Origin of the sequence: Telmatospirillum sp. J64-1, assembly GCF_006980715.1 — a bacterium.
Taxonomy (GTDB): Bacteria; Pseudomonadota; Alphaproteobacteria; order Rhodospirillales; family Magnetospirillaceae; genus Oleiliquidispirillum; species Oleiliquidispirillum nitrogeniifigens.
In genome coordinates this window covers 401-16123 of sequence record NZ_SBHN01000039.1, presented here as the reverse complement: position 1 = coordinate 16123, position 15723 = coordinate 401, and the positions used below count along the sequence as shown (strand labels likewise).

Genomic DNA, 15723 nt, shown 5'->3' with positions numbered 1-15723 from the left:
GCGGTGAAGGTCGCACCACCCGTTTCGGCCAAAACCTTGGTAATCGCAGCGGTCAGCGAGGTCTTGCCGTGGTCGACGTGACCAATCGTGCCGATATTGCAATGCGGCTTGTTCCGCTCGAACTTTGCCTTCGCCATTTCTATGCTTCTCCGTCAAGTATCAGCCGGCCAGCTTGGCGCGGATCTCGTCAGACACGTGTTGCGGCACTTCGGCGTAGTGATCGAAGTGCATCGTGTATTGGGCTCGTCCCTGGCTCATGCTGCGCAGGGTATTCACGTAGCCGAACATATTAGCCAGGGGGACCATGGCGATCAGCAAGCGGGCATTGCCCTGCTGGTCCATGTCCTTGATCTGACCACGGCGGCTGTTCAGGTCGCCGATGATGTCGCCCATATAGTCGTCGGGCGTAACGATCTCGACTTTCATCACGGGCTCGAGCAGCCTTGGGTCGGCCTTCGCGATGCCTTCGCGGAAGGCGGCGCGGGCGGCGATCTCGAAGGCAAGAACGCTGGAGTCAACATCGTGATAGGCGCCGTCGATCAACGTCGCCTTGAAGTCGGTCATGGGAAACCCGGTGAGGACACCGGTCTCCTTGGCGCCCTCAAGTCCCTTGATGACGCCGGGGATGTATTCCTTGGGCACCGCACCGCCGGTGATCGCGTTGACGAACTGGTAGCCCGTCCCCGCCTCACCCGGCTCGAAGCGCAGCTTGACCCGGGCGAACTGGCCCGAGCCGCCGGTCTGCTTCCGGTGGGTATAATCGATCTCGTAGGCCTTGGCGATGGTTTCGCGATAGGCCACTTGGGGGGCACCCACATTGGCCTCGACCTTGAACTCGCGCCGCATGCGGTCGACGAGGATTTCGAGATGCAGCTCGCCCATGCCCTTGATCACGGTCTGGCCGCTCTCGGCGTCGCTGGACACGCGGAAGGACGGGTCCTCGGCAGCCAGACGGGCCAAGGCCAAAGCCATCTTCTCCTGGTCGGCCTGGGTGCGCGGCTCGACCGCCACCTCGATCACCGGCTCGGGGAATTCCATGCGCTCGAGGATCACCTGGGCGGCGGGGTCGCACAGCGTGTCGCCGGTGGTGGTCTCCTTGAGCCCCGCCAGGGCGACGATATCGCCGGCCCGGGCCTCGCGGATCTCCTCGCGCGTATTGGCATGCATCAGCAGCATGCGGCCGATCCGTTCGCGGCTGCCCTTGACCGTGTTCTGGACCGATGCCCCCGATTCCAGCACGCCGGAATAGATGCGCACGAAGGTCAGCGTTCCCACGAAGGGATCGTTCATGATCTTGAAGGCAAGACCGGCGAAGGGCTCTTCGTCGGTATTGTGGCGCGCGATCTCGACCGCCGGATCGTCCGCCAGCACGCCCTTGATGGCTTCAACATCGGTGGGGCTGGGCAGGTAATCGACGACGGCATCGAGCAGCGGCTGGATGCCCTTGTTCTTGAAGGCCGAACCGCAGAGCACCGGCACGAAGCTGCGCGACAGCACGCCCTTGCGGATGAAGCGCCGCAAGGTATCGGCATCGGGCAGCTTGCCTTCGAGATAGGCCTCGGTGGCCGCCTCGTCATCCTCGATGACGGCCTCGATCAGGGCCAGGCGCGCCTGCGCCGCCTCGTCCTTGAGGGAATCGGGAATATCGACGACGTCGAACTTGGCGCCCAACGTCTCTTCCCGCCAGAGGATGGCCTTGTCGGCCACGAGGTCGACGACGCCGACGAAATCGGCCTCGACGCCAACCGGCAGCTGCAGGACAAGGGGACGCGCCCCAAGGCGGTCCCGGATCATGTCCACGCAGCGCGGGAAGTTGGCGCCCATCCGGTCCATCTTGTTGACGAAGCAGATGCGCGGCACGCGGTACTTGTCGGCTTGGCGCCACACCGTTTCCGATTGGGGCTCGACGCCCGCAACCGAATCGAACACCGCCACGGCCCCGTCCAGCACGCGCAGCGAGCGCTCGACCTCGATGGTGAAGTCGACGTGGCCGGGGGTGTCGATGATGTTCACCCGATGGTCGCGCCAGAAGGTCGTGGTCGCGGCCGAGGTGATGGTGATGCCCCTCTCCTGCTCCTGCTCCATCCAATCCATGGTGGCGGTGCCCTCATGGACCTCGCCGATCTTGTAGGATTTTCCGGTGTAGTAGAGGATTCGCTCGGTCGTCGTGGTTTTACCGGCATCGATGTGAGCCATGATGCCGATATTGCGATACCGATCGAGGGGCGTTACGCGTGCCATTGGAACCCTTGCGACGAGGGGTTACCAGCGGTAGTGCGAGAAGGCCTTGTTAGCCTCCGCCATGCGATGCGTGTCTTCACGCTTCTTGACGGCGGTGCCACGGTTGTTGGCGGCATCCAGCAATTCGCCGGAGAGACGGTCAACCATGGTGGTCTCGGAACGCTTGCGCGCAGCCGCGATCAGCCAACGGATGGCCAGGGCCTGACGACGCTCGGCACGCACTTCGACGGGCACCTGGTAGGTGGCACCACCGACGCGGCGGGAACGCACTTCGACGGCCGGCTTGACGTTGTCCAGCGCGGTGTGGAACGCCTCGATGGCGTCCTGACCGATGCGCTTCTCAACCTTTTCCAGCGCGCCGTAGACGATGGTTTCGGCAACGTTCTTCTTGCCGTCCAGCATCAGGCTGTTCATGAACTTGGTGACCACGACATCGCCATACTTGGCGTCGGGCAGAACTTCGCGCTTCTCAGCGGCGTGACGACGGGACATTCTCTATATCCTCACTTCGGACGCTTGGCGCCGTACTTGGAACGACGCTGCTTACGATCCTTGACGCCCTGGGTATCCAGCGTGCCACGGATGATGTGGTAGCGGACACCGGGCAAGTCCTTGACGCGGCCGCCGCGGATCAGCACCACAGAGTGCTCCTGCAGATTATGGCCTTCGCCGGGAATGTAGCTGGTGACTTCGAAGCCGTTGGTCAGACGCACACGAGCCACCTTACGAAGGGCCGAGTTCGGCTTCTTCGGGGTCGTGGTGTAGACACGGGTGCACACACCGCGCTTCTGCGGACAGGCTTCAAGAGCCGGAACCTTATTGCGCGCGACGGGCATCTCGCGCGGCTTGCGGATCAGCTGGTTAATCGTCGGCATATACAGTCATTCCCTTCGCACAAATCTGCTGCGACCATAAAAAACGCGCTCCGGAGCCCAAGGCTTCGGGGCCTGCGACGGGTTCGATATCGCCGACCCGGGCGGCGTTCTTACGCTTGGTTCGCTTAAAGCCGGGGACAACAGCGTTTAGGATGCCGTCCTACCACCAGTTCCCCGAGGAGGGCCGCATCCTAGTCATGCCCCCGCGACCCGTCAAGCGAAACTGTGGAATTTCAGTCCGCGGGGCATGGGCATACGCATATTCCGCCGGAATCCAAGGCGGAACATGCGGGATTTTCGGAAGACCCACACCCTAGCGCGCCAGGACTCACGCGGTCAAGAGTCTCCCACACGCCGATTCCTTTCCCCGCCGTCAAAGAAAAAGCCCCCTTCGCGACGGGCACGAAGGGGGCTGGGAAGGACCGGACCGAACCGGACCCGCCGGTTTACTCGGCGGGCGGCGGCGAGGGCCGTTCGCCATCGCCCTGGATCGACTGGACGTCGCCCCCTTCCGGCGGCTCCATCTCGCGATCGCGGCGGGCGGCGATGGCCTTCAGGCGGTTCATCACCGAGCCGGTGCCGGCCGGGATCAGACGGCCGACGATGACGTTTTCCTTCAGGCCGTTCAGGGTATCCACCTTGCCCGAGACCGAGGCTTCGGTCAGGACGCGGGTGGTCTCCTGGAAGGACGCGGCCGAGATGAAGGAATGCGTCTGCAGGCTGGCCTTGGTAATGCCCTGCAGGACCGGGACACCGGCTGCCGGACGTCCACCCTCGGCGATCACCTTCTCGTTCTCCGCCTCGAACTCCATGCGGTCGATTTGTTCGCCGACCAGCAGCGTGGTGTCGCCGCCATCGGTGATTTCGATCTTCTGCAGCATCTGGCGGACGATCACTTCGATATGCTTATCGTTGATCTTCACGCCCTGCAGACGATAGACCTCCTGGATTTCGTTGGTCAGGTAGCTCGCCAGGGCCTCGACACCCAGCACGCGCAGGATGTCATGGGGCACCGGGTTGCCGTCCATCAGCGGGTCGCCACGGCGGACGTAGTCGCCTTCCTGGACCGAGATGTGCTTGCCCTTCGGGATCAGGTATTCGACCGGATCTCCCTCCTCGGGCACCACGAGGATGCGGCGCTTGGACTTGTAGTCCTTGCCGAATTCCACGCGGCCGTCGATCTCGGAGATGATGGCGTGATCCTTGGGCTTGCGCGCTTCGAAGAGTTCGGCAACACGCGGCAGACCGCCGGTGATGTCGCGGGTCTTCGAGGATTCGCGCGGGATACGCGCCAGGATGTCACCGGCATAGACCTTCTGGCCGTTGGCCACCGAGAGAATGGCGTCCACCGACATGAAGTAGCGGGCTTCCATGCCGTTGGGCAGGTTGACCACCTCGCCCTTCTCGTCGCGCAGCGTGATGCGCGGACGCAGTTCCGAGCTGCGCGGCATCTGCTTCCAGTCGACCACGACCTTCGACGCGATACCGGTGGCTTCGTCCACCACTTCGCGCATCGACAGGCCTTCGATCAGGTCCACGTAATGGGCGATACCCTCGCGCTCGGTGATGATCGGCAGGGTATAGGGGTCCCATTCCGCCATCTTGGTGCCCTTGGTGACGCGGGTGCCCTCGTCGGTGAGGAGCTTGGCGCCATAGGGCACGCGGTGGCGGGCCTTCTCGCGGCCCTGGTCGTCCTTGATGACCAGTTCGCAATTGCGCGACATGACCACCAGAACGCCGGAGGAGTTGGTGACCACGTTGCGGTTGAGGATCGTGATCGTGCCTTCGAAGGCCGCCTCGATGCTCGACTGCTCGGCGCCACGCTGGGCGGCACCGCCGATGTGGAAGGTACGCATGGTCAGCTGGGTGCCGGGCTCGCCGATCGACTGGGCGGCGATAACGCCCACGGCTTCACCCATGTTGACCTCGGTCCCGCGCGCCAGATCGCGGCCGTAGCACTTGCCGCAGATGCCTTCGCGGGTTTCGCAGGTCAGCACCGAACGGATCATCACCTCTTCGACGCCGGCGGCATCGATGCGATCCACCAGTTCCTCGTCGATCAGCGTGCCGGCGGCAACGATGACCTCTTCGGTGACCGGATGAACCACGTCGCGGGCCGCCGTGCGGCCGAGGATACGTTCGGCCAGCGAGGCCACCACTTCGCCGCCCTCGACCATGGCGGTGACGGTCAGGCCGCGATCGGTGCCGCAATCCTCGACGGTGATGATGGCGTCCTGGGCCACGTCCACCAGACGGCGGGTCAGGTAACCCGAGTTGGCGGTCTTCAGGGCGGTGTCGGCCAGACCCTTACGGGCACCGTGGGTGGAGTTGAAGTACTCCAGCACGGTCAAGCCTTCCTTGAAGTTCGAGATGATCGGCGTCTCGATGATCTCGCCCGAGGGCTTGGCCATCAGGCCGCGCATCCCGGCCAGCTGCTTCATCTGGGCGGCCGAACCACGGGCGCCGGAATGAGCCATCATGTAGACCGAGTTGATCTGACGGCCGGGCTCGACCTTCGAGATTTCCTTCATCATCTCGTCGGCAACCAGGTCGGTACAATGCGACCAGGCATCGACCACCTTGTTGTACTTCTCGCCCTGGGTAATCAGACCATCCTGGTACTGCTGCTCGAATTCCTTGACCTGATCCTCGGTCTCCTTGACCAGACGCTCCTTCGAGGCCGGGATGACCATGTCGTCCTTGCCGAAGGAGATGCCGGCGCGGCAGGCATGGCCGAAGCCGAGAGCCATGATGCGGTCGGCGAAGATCACCGTCTCCTTCTGGCCGCAATGGCGGTAGACGGAATCGATGACGTTCTGGATGTCCTTCTTGGTCAGCAGACGGTTGATCAGCGAGAAGGGCAGGTTCGGATGACGTGGCAGCAATTCGGACAGCAGCATGCGGCCCGCCGTGGTCTCGACACGGACAACGGTCGGGTTGCCCTCCTTGTCCACGGTGTGGTAGCGGCTCTTGATCTTCGCATGGAGGCTGAGCACGCCGGCATCCAGCGCCTGCTGGATTTCGCCGACGCCGGAGAAGGTCATGCCTTCGCCCTTTTCGCCTTCGCGCTCCATGGTGATGTAGTAGATCCCCAGCACGATGTCCTGGCTGGGAACAATGATCGGCTTGCCGTTGGCGGGGCTGAGGATGTTGTTGGTCGACATCATCAGCACGCGCGCTTCGAGCTGGGCTTCCAGCGACAGCGGCACGTGGACCGCCATCTGGTCGCCGTCGAAGTCGGCGTTGAAGGCGGTGCAGACCAGCGGATGAAGCTGGATGGCCTTACCCTCGATCAGCACCGGCTCGAAAGCCTGGATGCCGAGACGGTGCAGGGTGGGCGCACGGTTCAGCATCACCGGATGCTCGCGGATGACCTCTTCCAGGATGTCCCAGACCTCGGGACGCTCCTTCTCGACCATGCGCTTGGCGGCCTTGATGGTGGTCGCCATGCCGTAGAGTTCGAGCTTTGAATAGACGAAGGGCTTGAACAGCTCCAGCGCCATCTTCTTGGGCAGGCCGCATTGATGCAGCTTCAGCTCGGGACCGACGACGATGACCGAACGGCCGGAATAGTCGACGCGCTTGCCCAGCAGGTTCTGACGGAAGCGGCCCTGCTTGCCCTTCAGCATGTCGGACAGCGACTTCAGCGGACGCTTGTTGGCACCCGTGATGGCACGGCCGCGGCGGCCGTTGTCGAACAGGGCATCCACCGCTTCCTGCAGCATGCGCTTTTCGTTACGCACGATGATATCGGGCGCACGCAGCTCGATCAGGCGCTTCAGGCGGTTGTTGCGGTTGATGACGCGGCGGTACAGGTCGTTCAGGTCGGAGGTGGCGAAGCGGCCGCCATCGAGCGGAACCAGCGGACGCAGTTCCGGCGGAATGACCGGGATCACTTCCAGGATCATCCATTCCGGACGCGATTCCGAGGCCAGGAAGGCCTCGACCAGCTTCAGGCGCTTGACCAGCTTCTTGCGCTTGGCTTCCGAGGTCGTCTCGCGCAGCTCGGTCTTCAGCGTCTCGTTCTCGCTTTCGAGATCGATGGCAGACAGCATGATGCGCAGCGCTTCCGCGCCGATGCCGGCAGTGAAGGCGTCTTCGCCATATTCTTCCTGGGCGCGCATATACTGCTCTTCGGTGAGCAGCTCATGCATCTTGAGCGGGGTCAGGCCCGGCTCGATGACCACGTAATTCTCGAAATAGAGGATGCGCTCAAGATCCTTGAGCGTCATGTCCAGCAGCAGGCCGATGCGCGAGGGCAGCGACTTCAGGAACCAGATATGAGCGACCGGGCTGGCCAGCTCGATATGGCCCATGCGCTCGCGCCGCACCTTGGCCAGGGTGACCTCGACGCCGCACTTTTCGCAGATGATGCCGCGATACTTCATGCGCTTGTACTTGCCGCACAAGCATTCGTAATCCTTGATCGGACCGAAGATGCGGGCGCAGAACAGGCCGTCGCGCTCCGGCTTGAAGGTCCGGTAGTTGATGGTTTCGGGCTTCTTGATCTCGCCGAAGGACCAGGAGCGGATGCGCTCGGGGCTGGCGATGGAAATCTGGATCTGGTCGAAGCTCTGGGTGCCCTGAGCCTGACCGAAGATCTTCATAAGCTCGTTCATGCCTAACTTCTCCCGCTTCGCGGTGGCGGCATCGGGAGGGCCGAGGCGGCGGCCCTCCCGCGATGCATATTTTTAGTAAGGGCGCTGGTTCAGTTCGACATTGAGGCCCAGCGAGCGGAGTTCCTTGACCAACACGTTGAAGGATTCGGGAATGCCGGCTTCGAAGGTGTCGTCGCCGCGCACGATGGCCTCGTAGACCTTCGTACGGCCGGAGACGTCGTCCGACTTGACCGTCAGCATTTCCTGCAGCGTATAGGCAGCGCCGTAAGCTTCCAGCGCCCAGACCTCCATTTCCCCGAAGCGCTGGCCGCCGAACTGGGCCTTGCCGCCCAGAGGCTGCTGAGTCACCAGCGAGTACGGGCCGATCGAACGGGCGTGGATCTTGTCGTCGACCAGGTGGTGGAGCTTCAGCATGTAGATGTAGCCCACCGTGACCTTGCGGTCGAAGGGTTCGCCCGTGCGGCCGTCGATCAGGGTCGACTGGCCGGAACGGTCCAAGCCGGCCTTTTCCAGCATCTCGCAGATGTCGCTTTCGCGGGCACCGTCGAAGACCGGCGTGGCGATCGGCACGCCATTGCGCAGGTTCTCGGCGAGCTCGACGATTTCGTCATCGCCCAGATCGGCGATCTCCTCGCCATAGATCTTATCGCCGTAGACCTCTTTCAAGCGCTCCCGCATCGAATCGATGACCGCACCATTGCGCTTGTACTGGTCGAGCATGTCGCCGATCTGGCGGCCAAGCCCGGCACAGGCCCAGCCCAGATGGGTTTCCAGGATCTGACCGACATTCATGCGCGAGGGCACGCCCAGCGGGTTCAGCACGATATCGACCGAGGTGCCGTCTTCAAGATAGGGCATGTCCTCGACCGGGGTGATGCGCGAGATCACACCCTTGTTGCCGTGACGGCCGGCCATCTTGTCGCCCGGCTGCAGCTTGCGCTTCACCGCGACGAAGACCTTGACCATCTTCATCACGCCGGGCGGCAGCTCGTCGCCGCGCTGCAGCTTCTCGACCTTGTTCTCGAAGCGGTCCTGCAGACGCTGCACGCCCTGCTCGAAGGAACGCTTCAACGCCTCGATATCGGCCATCACCGCGTCGTCTTCGACGTTGATGCTGCGCCAGGCGCTGGCATGATGCTGATCCAGGGCTTCTTCCGTCACCACCGAACCGGCACGCAGGCCCTTGGGACCGCTGACCACCTTCTGGCCGATCAGCAGGTTCTTCAGGCGGGCATAGAAGCTGCGTTCCAGGATCGCGCGTTCGTCGTCGCGGTCCTTGGCCAGACGGTCGATTTCGGCCCGCTCGATGGCCAGCGCACGTTCGTCCTTCTCCACGCCGCGGCGGGAGAAGACGCGCACTTCGACCACCGTACCGGACACGCCCGGCGGCAGGCGCAGCGAGGTGTCGCGGACGTCCGAGGCCTTTTCACCGAAGATGGCGCGCAGCAGCTTCTCTTCCGGCGTCATCGGGCTTTCGCCCTTCGGCGTGACCTTGCCGACCAGGATGTCGCCCGGCTTGATCTCGGCGCCGATATAGACGATGCCGGCTTCGTCGAGGTTCTTGAGGGCTTCCTCACCCACGTTCGGAATGTCGCGGGTGATTTCCTCCTGGCCGAGCTTGGTGTCGCGGGCCATGACCTCGAATTCCTCGATATGGATCGAGGTGAAGACGTCATCGCGCACGATGCGCTCGGAGATGAGGATGGAGTCCTCGAAGTTGTAGCCGTTCCAGGGCATGAAGGCGACGAGCACGTTACGGCCCAGCGCCAGTTCGCCCAGCTGCGTCGACGGACCGTCGGCGATGATGTCGCCGGCGCGGATCATGTCGCCCACCTTCACCAGCGGACGCTGGGTGATGCAGGTGTTCTGGTTCGAACGCTGGAACTTCAGCAGGTTGTAGATATCGACGCCCGGCGCCGTGGTCGAGGTTTCCTCGGTGGCGCGGATGACGATACGGGTGGCGTCGACCTGGTCGACCACGCCCGAACGCTTCGCCGTGATCGCGGCGCCCGAGTCGCGGGCCACGGCTTGCTCCATGCCGGTGCCGACCAGCGGCGCCTCGGCACGGATCAGCGGCACGGCCTGACGCTGCATGTTCGAGCCCATCAGCGCGCGGTTGGCGTCATCGTTCTCGAGGAACGGAATCAGCGCGGCGGCGACGGAGACCAGCTGCTTGGGCGAGACGTCGATCATGTTGATCTCGGTCGGATGCACCATCACGAAGTCGCCGGCCTTGCGGCAGGACACTAGGTCGGAGACGAACTGGCCGTTCTCGTCCAGCTCGGCATTGGCCTGGGCGATGATGTAGCGCCCTTCCTCCATCGCCGACAGATAGACGACTTCGTCGGTGACGCGGCCGTCCACCACCTTGCGGTAGGGGCTTTCGATGAAGCCGTACTGGTTCACGCGGGCATAGGTCGCCAGCGAGTTGATCAGACCGATATTCGGGCCTTCCGGCGTTTCGATCGGGCAGATACGGCCGTAATGGGTGGGATGGACGTCGCGGACTTCGAAGCCGGCGCGCTCGCGGGTCAGACCGCCCGGGCCAAGGGCCGAGAGACGGCGCTTGTGGGTGATCTCCGAAAGCGGGTTGGTCTGGTCCATGAACTGCGACAGCTGCGACGAGCCGAAGAATTCACGCACCGCGGCCGCGGCGGGCTTGGCGTTGATCAGGTCGTGCGGCATCACCGAGTCGATGTCCACCGAGGACATGCGCTCGCGGATGGCACGCTCCATGCGCAGCAGGCCGACGCGATACTGGTTTTCCATCAACTCGCCGACCGAGCGGACGCGGCGGTTGCCCAGATGGTCGATATCGTCGATCTCGCCCTTGCCGTCCTTCAGCTCGACCAGCAGCTTGATGATGGCAAGGATGTCTTCCTTGCGCAGCACGCGCTGGGTGTCGGGCACGTCGGTCAGGCCCAGGCGCGAATTCATCTTCACGCGGCCGACGGCGGACAGGTCGTAGCGTTCTTCGTCGAAGAACAGGCCGTGGAACAGGATTTCGGCCGTTTCCAGGGTCGGCGGCTCGCCCGGACGCATCACGCGGTAGATGTCGATCAGGGCTTCTTCGCGCGAGGTGTTCTTGTCCAGCGCCAGGGTGTTGCGGATATAGGCACCCACATTCACATGGTCGACGGACAGGGTCGGCAGGTCGACGATGCCCGCGCGCTCCAGCTCCTCGAGCAGGGTCGCGGTGATCTCGTCACCGGCTTCGGCGAAGATTTCCCCGGTCTGTTCGTTGACCAGGTCCTCGGCGATGTAGCGGCCGATTAGTTCCTCGACGGGAACCAGGATCTCCTCGACGCCCTGCTCCTTCAGCTTGCGGGTCAGGCGCGGGGTCAGCTTGGTGCCGGCCTCGGCCACCACGTCGCCGGTTCCGGCATCGACCAGATCGGAGAGCAGCTTCATGCCCTTCATGCGCTCGGCGTCGAACGCCGTCTTCCAGCCCTGCGGGCCGCGCGCATAGGTCACGGTGTCGTAGAAGTAGTTGAGGATTTCCTCGGCGGTCATGCCGCGCGCTTCGGTCGGATCGAGCGTCTTGCCCTCGGCCACGCGCTGGGCGCGCAGGGCGGCCGTCTCGGCGCTGTCCAGGGCATAGAGCAGGGTCGTCACCGGCAGCTTGCGGCGACGGTCGATGCGCACATAGACCAGGTCCTTGGCGTCGAATTCGAAATCGAGCCAGGAACCGCGATAGGGGATCACGCGGGCAGCGAACAGATACTTGCCCGAGGAATGGGTCTTGCCCTTGTCATGGTCGAAGAAGACGCCCGGGCTGCGGTGCATCTGGCTGACGATGACGCGCTCGGTGCCGTTGATGACGAAGGTGCCGTTGGCCGTCATCAGGGGCATGTCGCCCATGTAGACGTCCTGTTCCTTGATGTCCCGGATCGAACGGGCGCCGGTATCCTCGTCGACATCCCACACCACCAGGCGCAGGGTCACCTTCAGCGGCGCGGCGAAAGTCATGCCGCGCTGCTGGCATTCCTCGACGTCGTATTTCGGCTGCTCCAGTTCGTAGCGGACGAACTCAAGGGTGCCACGCTCGGAGAAGTCCTTGATCGGGAAAACGGACCTGAAGACCTCTTGAAGCCCTACATTGATGCGAGCCTCGGGCGGCGTGTCCATCTGCAGGAAGCTGTCGTAAGAGCTCTTCTGCACCTCGATCAGGTTTGGCATCGGCGCGACAGTGGGAATTCGGCCGAAGCTTTTGCGAACACGTTTCCGACCCGTATAGGACTTAGCCATTGCCGCTCCTCATAAGCTCGTCGGTTCCGGACCCGCGGCCCCGCTTTCCCGGGCGTCGGCAGGGTGAACCGAAACACCCCCCTCACCTCGGGCAGCCGCGTGCCCATGCTCCCCGTTGATGGCCGGGAGCGCGCCGCGAAACGATCAGATGCACGGGATCATCCCGCGCGCCCCTTGCAGGGCTTGATTATCGGCCCCTTATGGAGCCGGTGTGCACCAGAAACCCTTCAAAGGGAAGGCATTCCTAGTACACAAGCGCCGACGGGCCGGGCAGCGGGCACCTTTCGGCGCGCCGCTGTCCGGCCCTCGGTCAAGCTTCCCGGAGAAGGGAACTTACTTGACTTCGACCTTAGCACCAGCCTCTTCAAGCTGCTTCTTGATCTTGTCGGCTTCTTCCTTGGTCACGCCTTCCTTGACCTTCTGGGGAGCGCCTTCGACCAGGTCCTTGGCTTCCTTCAGGCCCAGGCCGGTGATGGCGCGGACTTCCTTGATGACGTTGATCTTCTTGTCGCCGGCATCGGCCAGGACAACGTCGAACTCGGTCTTCTCTTCAGCGGCCGGAGCGGCGGCGCCGCCCGGAGCAGCGGCGGCAACGGCCACCGGAGCGGCGGCGGAAACGCCCCACTTTTCTTCCAGCAGCTTGCTCAGCTCGGCAGCTTCCAGAACGGTCAGGGAGGACAGGTCGTCAACCAGTTTGGCGAGATCGGCCATTTGTAACTACTCCAACTAAGGCTTGTATTCTGGGATGGTAACGTGGCTTTAAGCGGCTTCGCCTTTTTCCGCCTTGGCGGCAAGCACACGGGCGATCTGGCCGCCCGGGGCCTGCAGCACACCGGCGATGCGGGTGGCCGGGGTCTGGATCATGCCGACCAGCTTGGCGCGCAGCTCGTCCAGCGACGGCAGGGTGGCCAGGGCCTTGATGCCCTCCACGTCCATACGCTGGGTGCCGAGCGAGCCGCCAAGAATGACCAGCTTCTCGTTCCCCTTGGCGAAATCGACGACAACCTTGGCGGCCGCCACCGGGTCCTGCGAATAGGCGATCGCAGTCGGGCCGGTGAACAGGTCGTCAATGCCTTCGAAATTCGTGCCCGCAAGAGCAAGACGCGTGAGCCGATTCTTGGTCACTTTGAAGCTGGCACCAGCATCGCGCACCTTGCGTCGAAGAGCCGTGACCTCGGCGACCGTCAGACCCTGGTTATGGGTGACGACGACGAGGCTGGTTGCTTCGAGCGCCTGATGAAGCGAGCCGACCCACTCCTTCTTTTGTGCTCGGTCCACTTTCGTCTCCGATAGTGTTTGGCCCCACCCTTTGCAGGAGAGGAGCCGTCCTTGCCCTAGTTCCGGCCGATAGCCGGAACCGATGGCCTGTCCCAGAGATCCAAGCCTTCCGCCTGTCGGCGGATTGAGAAATCGGCTTGCACCACTGTCTGTGCAGGCGGGAGAGCTCCCTTTAAGACCACGCGGCCTGACCGTTCGCGGCACCTACAGTCTCGGACAGGTTGGGGGCCTTGCAGCCCCCGCGCTTCCCGCCCGAAGGCGGGAAAATTCCTTACGCCAGGCTGGCCAGGTCCAGCTTCACGCCGGGACCCATGGTCGAGCTGAGCGACACCTTCTTGACGTAGGTGCCCTTGGCGCCCGTCGGCTTAGCACGATTGATGGCGTCAACGAAAGCCTTGATGTTTTCCACCAGGGCGTCTTCGCTGAAGCTCGCCTTGCCGACGCCAGCATGCACGATGCCGGCCTTCTCGGCGCGGAACTGCACCTGACCGCCCTTGGCGGCGCGCACGGCCTCGGCGACGTTCATGGTCACGGTGCCCAGCTTCGGGTTCGGCATCAGGCCGCGCGGGCCGAGAACCTTACCGAGACGGCCGACCAGGCCCATCATGTCCGGGGTGGCGATGCAGCGGTCGAAGTCGATGGTGCCGCCCTGGACGATTTCCATCAGGTCTTCGGCGCCCACCACGTCGGCGCCGGCGGCCTGGGCCTCGGCGGCCTTCTCGCCCTTGGCGAAGACGGCGACGCGCACGGTCTTGCCGGTGCCGTTGGGCAGTTCCACCACGCCACGGACCATCTGGTCGGCGTGACGGGGATCGATGCCCAGGTTCATCGACAGCTCGATGGTTTCGTCGAACTTGGCGGTCGCACGCGACTTGATCGCCTTCACTGCCTCGTCGAGGGCGTAGAAGGTGTCGCGGTTGATGCCTTCATAGGCGGCCTTGAGGCGCTTCGGGGTCTTAGCCATGGTCTTACTCCACCACCTGCAGGCCCATCGAGCGCGCCGAACCGACCAGCATGCTGGCGGCGGCGTCGACGTCGTTGGCGTTGAGGTCCTGCATCTTCTTTTCGGCGATCTCGCGGATCTGGGCCATGGTCACCTGGCCCACCGGACCGGAACGGCCCGTGGTCTGCGAACCCTTCTGGATCCCGGCAGCCTTCTTCAGGAAGTAGCTGACCGGCGGGGTCTTGGTGACGAAGGTGAAGGTGCGGTCGCCGTAAGCGGTGATGACCACGGGAATCGGCATGCCCGGCTCCAGGCCCTGGGTCTGGGCATTGAAAGCCTTGCAGAATTCCATGATGTTCAAGCCGCGCTGACCCAGAGCCGGACCGATCGGCGGCGAAGGATTCGCCTTGCCGGCCGGGACCTGCAGCTTGATGTACCCGACGATTTTCTTTGCCATTTCTTACCTCGGCTGAAAAACCAAGCGGCGGTCCGACCATGGCTGGCCTCCCGCCGGCTTCACGATCCTGGCCGCAGGGCGCGGCACAGGTCCTTGCATGGGAATGCGGCCGCCGGAGCAGCCGCGAGACCTCAAACCTTTTCGACTTGCGAATATTCGAGTTCGACGGGGGTGGAGCGACCGAAGATCGACACCGCGACCTTGAGGCGGGCCTTCTCTTCGTCCACTTCCTCGACCAGACCGTTGAACGAGGTGAAGGGGCCGTCGCAAACCCGAACCTGCTCGCCCACCTCGAAGGTGACGGAGGGTTTGGGGCGCTCAACGCCTTCCTGCACCTGATGCATGATTTGCTCGGCCTCACGGCCGGAGATCGGCACCGGACGGCCCTTGCCACCCAGGAACCCCGTCACCTTCGGCGTGTCCTTGACCAAGTGCCAAGTCTCGTCGGTCATCTCCATCTTGATCAGGACATAACCGGGGAAGAACTTGCGCTCGGCATTGACCTTGTTGCCGCGGCGGACCTCGACGACCTCTTCGACCGGCACCAGAATTTCGTGGAACCGTTCAGCCATGCCCTTCTGTTCCGCCTGCTCGCGGATCGACTGGGCGACTTTCTTCTCGAAGCCGGAATAGACGTGAATGACGTACCAGCGGGCGGCCATTCTCAGCTCCCAAGACCAAAGATCATGCGCACACCCCAGGCGAAAATGCCATCCACAGCCAGGAAGAACACGGAAGCCAGGAACACCATGATGAAGACCATGATGGTCGAAACGGTGGTTTCCTTGCGGGTCGGCCAGGTTACCTTCGTCATTTCCTGACGAACCTGACGGACGAACTGTCCTGGTGTGGTCTTAGCCATCGTCGTTATATCTTCGCCCTGTGCGCCGTTGCGCGTATGACTGCCCGTGAAATGGCAGGAGTGGAGGGGCTCGAACCCCCAACCCCCGGTTTTGGAGACCGGTGCTCTACCAGTTGAGCTACACTCCTAGAGCCAGGCCGGCACCCCGGAAGGGGATGCCGGCCGGCAGGCACCGCGCGGCGGAGCCACGCCTTATATAC

The 15723-nt window shown here is 63.4% G+C and carries 12 protein-coding genes and 1 tRNA gene; all 13 read right to left on the bottom strand.

The annotated features are described in order from the left end of the window. A partial coding sequence (locus EPD66_RS22760) for a GTP-binding protein (protein WP_255448619.1) occupies positions 1 to 137 on the bottom strand: 137 nt, incomplete at its 3' end. A gap of 22 nt (positions 138 to 159) precedes the next feature. After that, complete coding sequence (gene fusA / locus EPD66_RS22755) at positions 160 to 2241, bottom strand: elongation factor G (RefSeq protein WP_142850862.1); 2082 nt, start codon at positions 2239 to 2241, stop codon at positions 160 to 162. Between the two features lie 21 nt (positions 2242 to 2262). Continuing rightward, positions 2263 to 2733, bottom strand: a complete 471-nt coding sequence (gene rpsG, locus EPD66_RS22750; protein ID WP_142850861.1) for a 30S ribosomal protein S7 — start codon at positions 2731 to 2733, stop codon at positions 2263 to 2265. A gap of 11 nt (positions 2734 to 2744) precedes the next feature. Continuing rightward, on the bottom strand, positions 2745 to 3116 hold the full coding sequence (gene rpsL / locus EPD66_RS22745) for a 30S ribosomal protein S12 (protein ID WP_142850860.1): 372 nt from the start codon (positions 3114 to 3116) through the stop codon (positions 2745 to 2747). A 446-nt stretch (positions 3117 to 3562) separates the two neighbouring features. Further along, positions 3563 to 7735, bottom strand: a complete 4173-nt coding sequence (rpoC, locus tag EPD66_RS22740) for a DNA-directed RNA polymerase subunit beta' (RefSeq protein ID WP_142850859.1) — start codon at positions 7733 to 7735, stop codon at positions 3563 to 3565. Between the two features lie 72 nt (positions 7736 to 7807). Then, a complete protein-coding gene (gene rpoB, locus EPD66_RS22735) occupies positions 7808 to 11983 on the bottom strand; it encodes a DNA-directed RNA polymerase subunit beta (RefSeq protein ID WP_142850858.1) in 4176 nt (1391 codons plus the stop codon). Between the two features lie 333 nt (positions 11984 to 12316). Next, positions 12317 to 12694: a 50S ribosomal protein L7/L12 gene (gene rplL / locus EPD66_RS22730; RefSeq protein WP_142850857.1), complete on the bottom strand. Its 378-nt coding sequence runs from the start codon at positions 12692 to 12694 to the stop codon at positions 12317 to 12319. 48 nt (positions 12695 to 12742) lie between these two features. Then, a complete protein-coding gene (gene rplJ / locus EPD66_RS22725) occupies positions 12743 to 13261 on the bottom strand; it encodes a 50S ribosomal protein L10 (protein ID WP_142850856.1) in 519 nt (172 codons plus the stop codon). Positions 13262 to 13532: 271 nt separating this feature from the next. Next, positions 13533 to 14225 (bottom strand): 50S ribosomal protein L1, encoded by a 693-nt coding sequence (gene rplA, locus EPD66_RS22720; protein WP_142850855.1) that lies wholly within the window; start codon positions 14223 to 14225, stop codon positions 13533 to 13535. A gap of 4 nt (positions 14226 to 14229) precedes the next feature. Beyond that, positions 14230 to 14661: a 50S ribosomal protein L11 gene (gene rplK / locus EPD66_RS22715; protein WP_142850854.1), complete on the bottom strand. Its 432-nt coding sequence runs from the start codon at positions 14659 to 14661 to the stop codon at positions 14230 to 14232. 131 nt (positions 14662 to 14792) lie between these two features. Then, positions 14793 to 15323: a transcription termination/antitermination protein NusG gene (nusG, locus tag EPD66_RS22710; RefSeq protein WP_142850853.1), complete on the bottom strand. Its 531-nt coding sequence runs from the start codon at positions 15321 to 15323 to the stop codon at positions 14793 to 14795. Between the two features lie 2 nt (positions 15324 to 15325). After that, positions 15326 to 15523, bottom strand: a complete 198-nt coding sequence (gene secE, locus EPD66_RS22705; protein ID WP_142850852.1) for a preprotein translocase subunit SecE — start codon at positions 15521 to 15523, stop codon at positions 15326 to 15328. A gap of 52 nt (positions 15524 to 15575) precedes the next feature. Further along, a tRNA-Trp gene (locus EPD66_RS22700) sits at positions 15576 to 15651 on the bottom strand. Between the last annotated feature and the right edge of the window lie 72 nt (positions 15652 to 15723).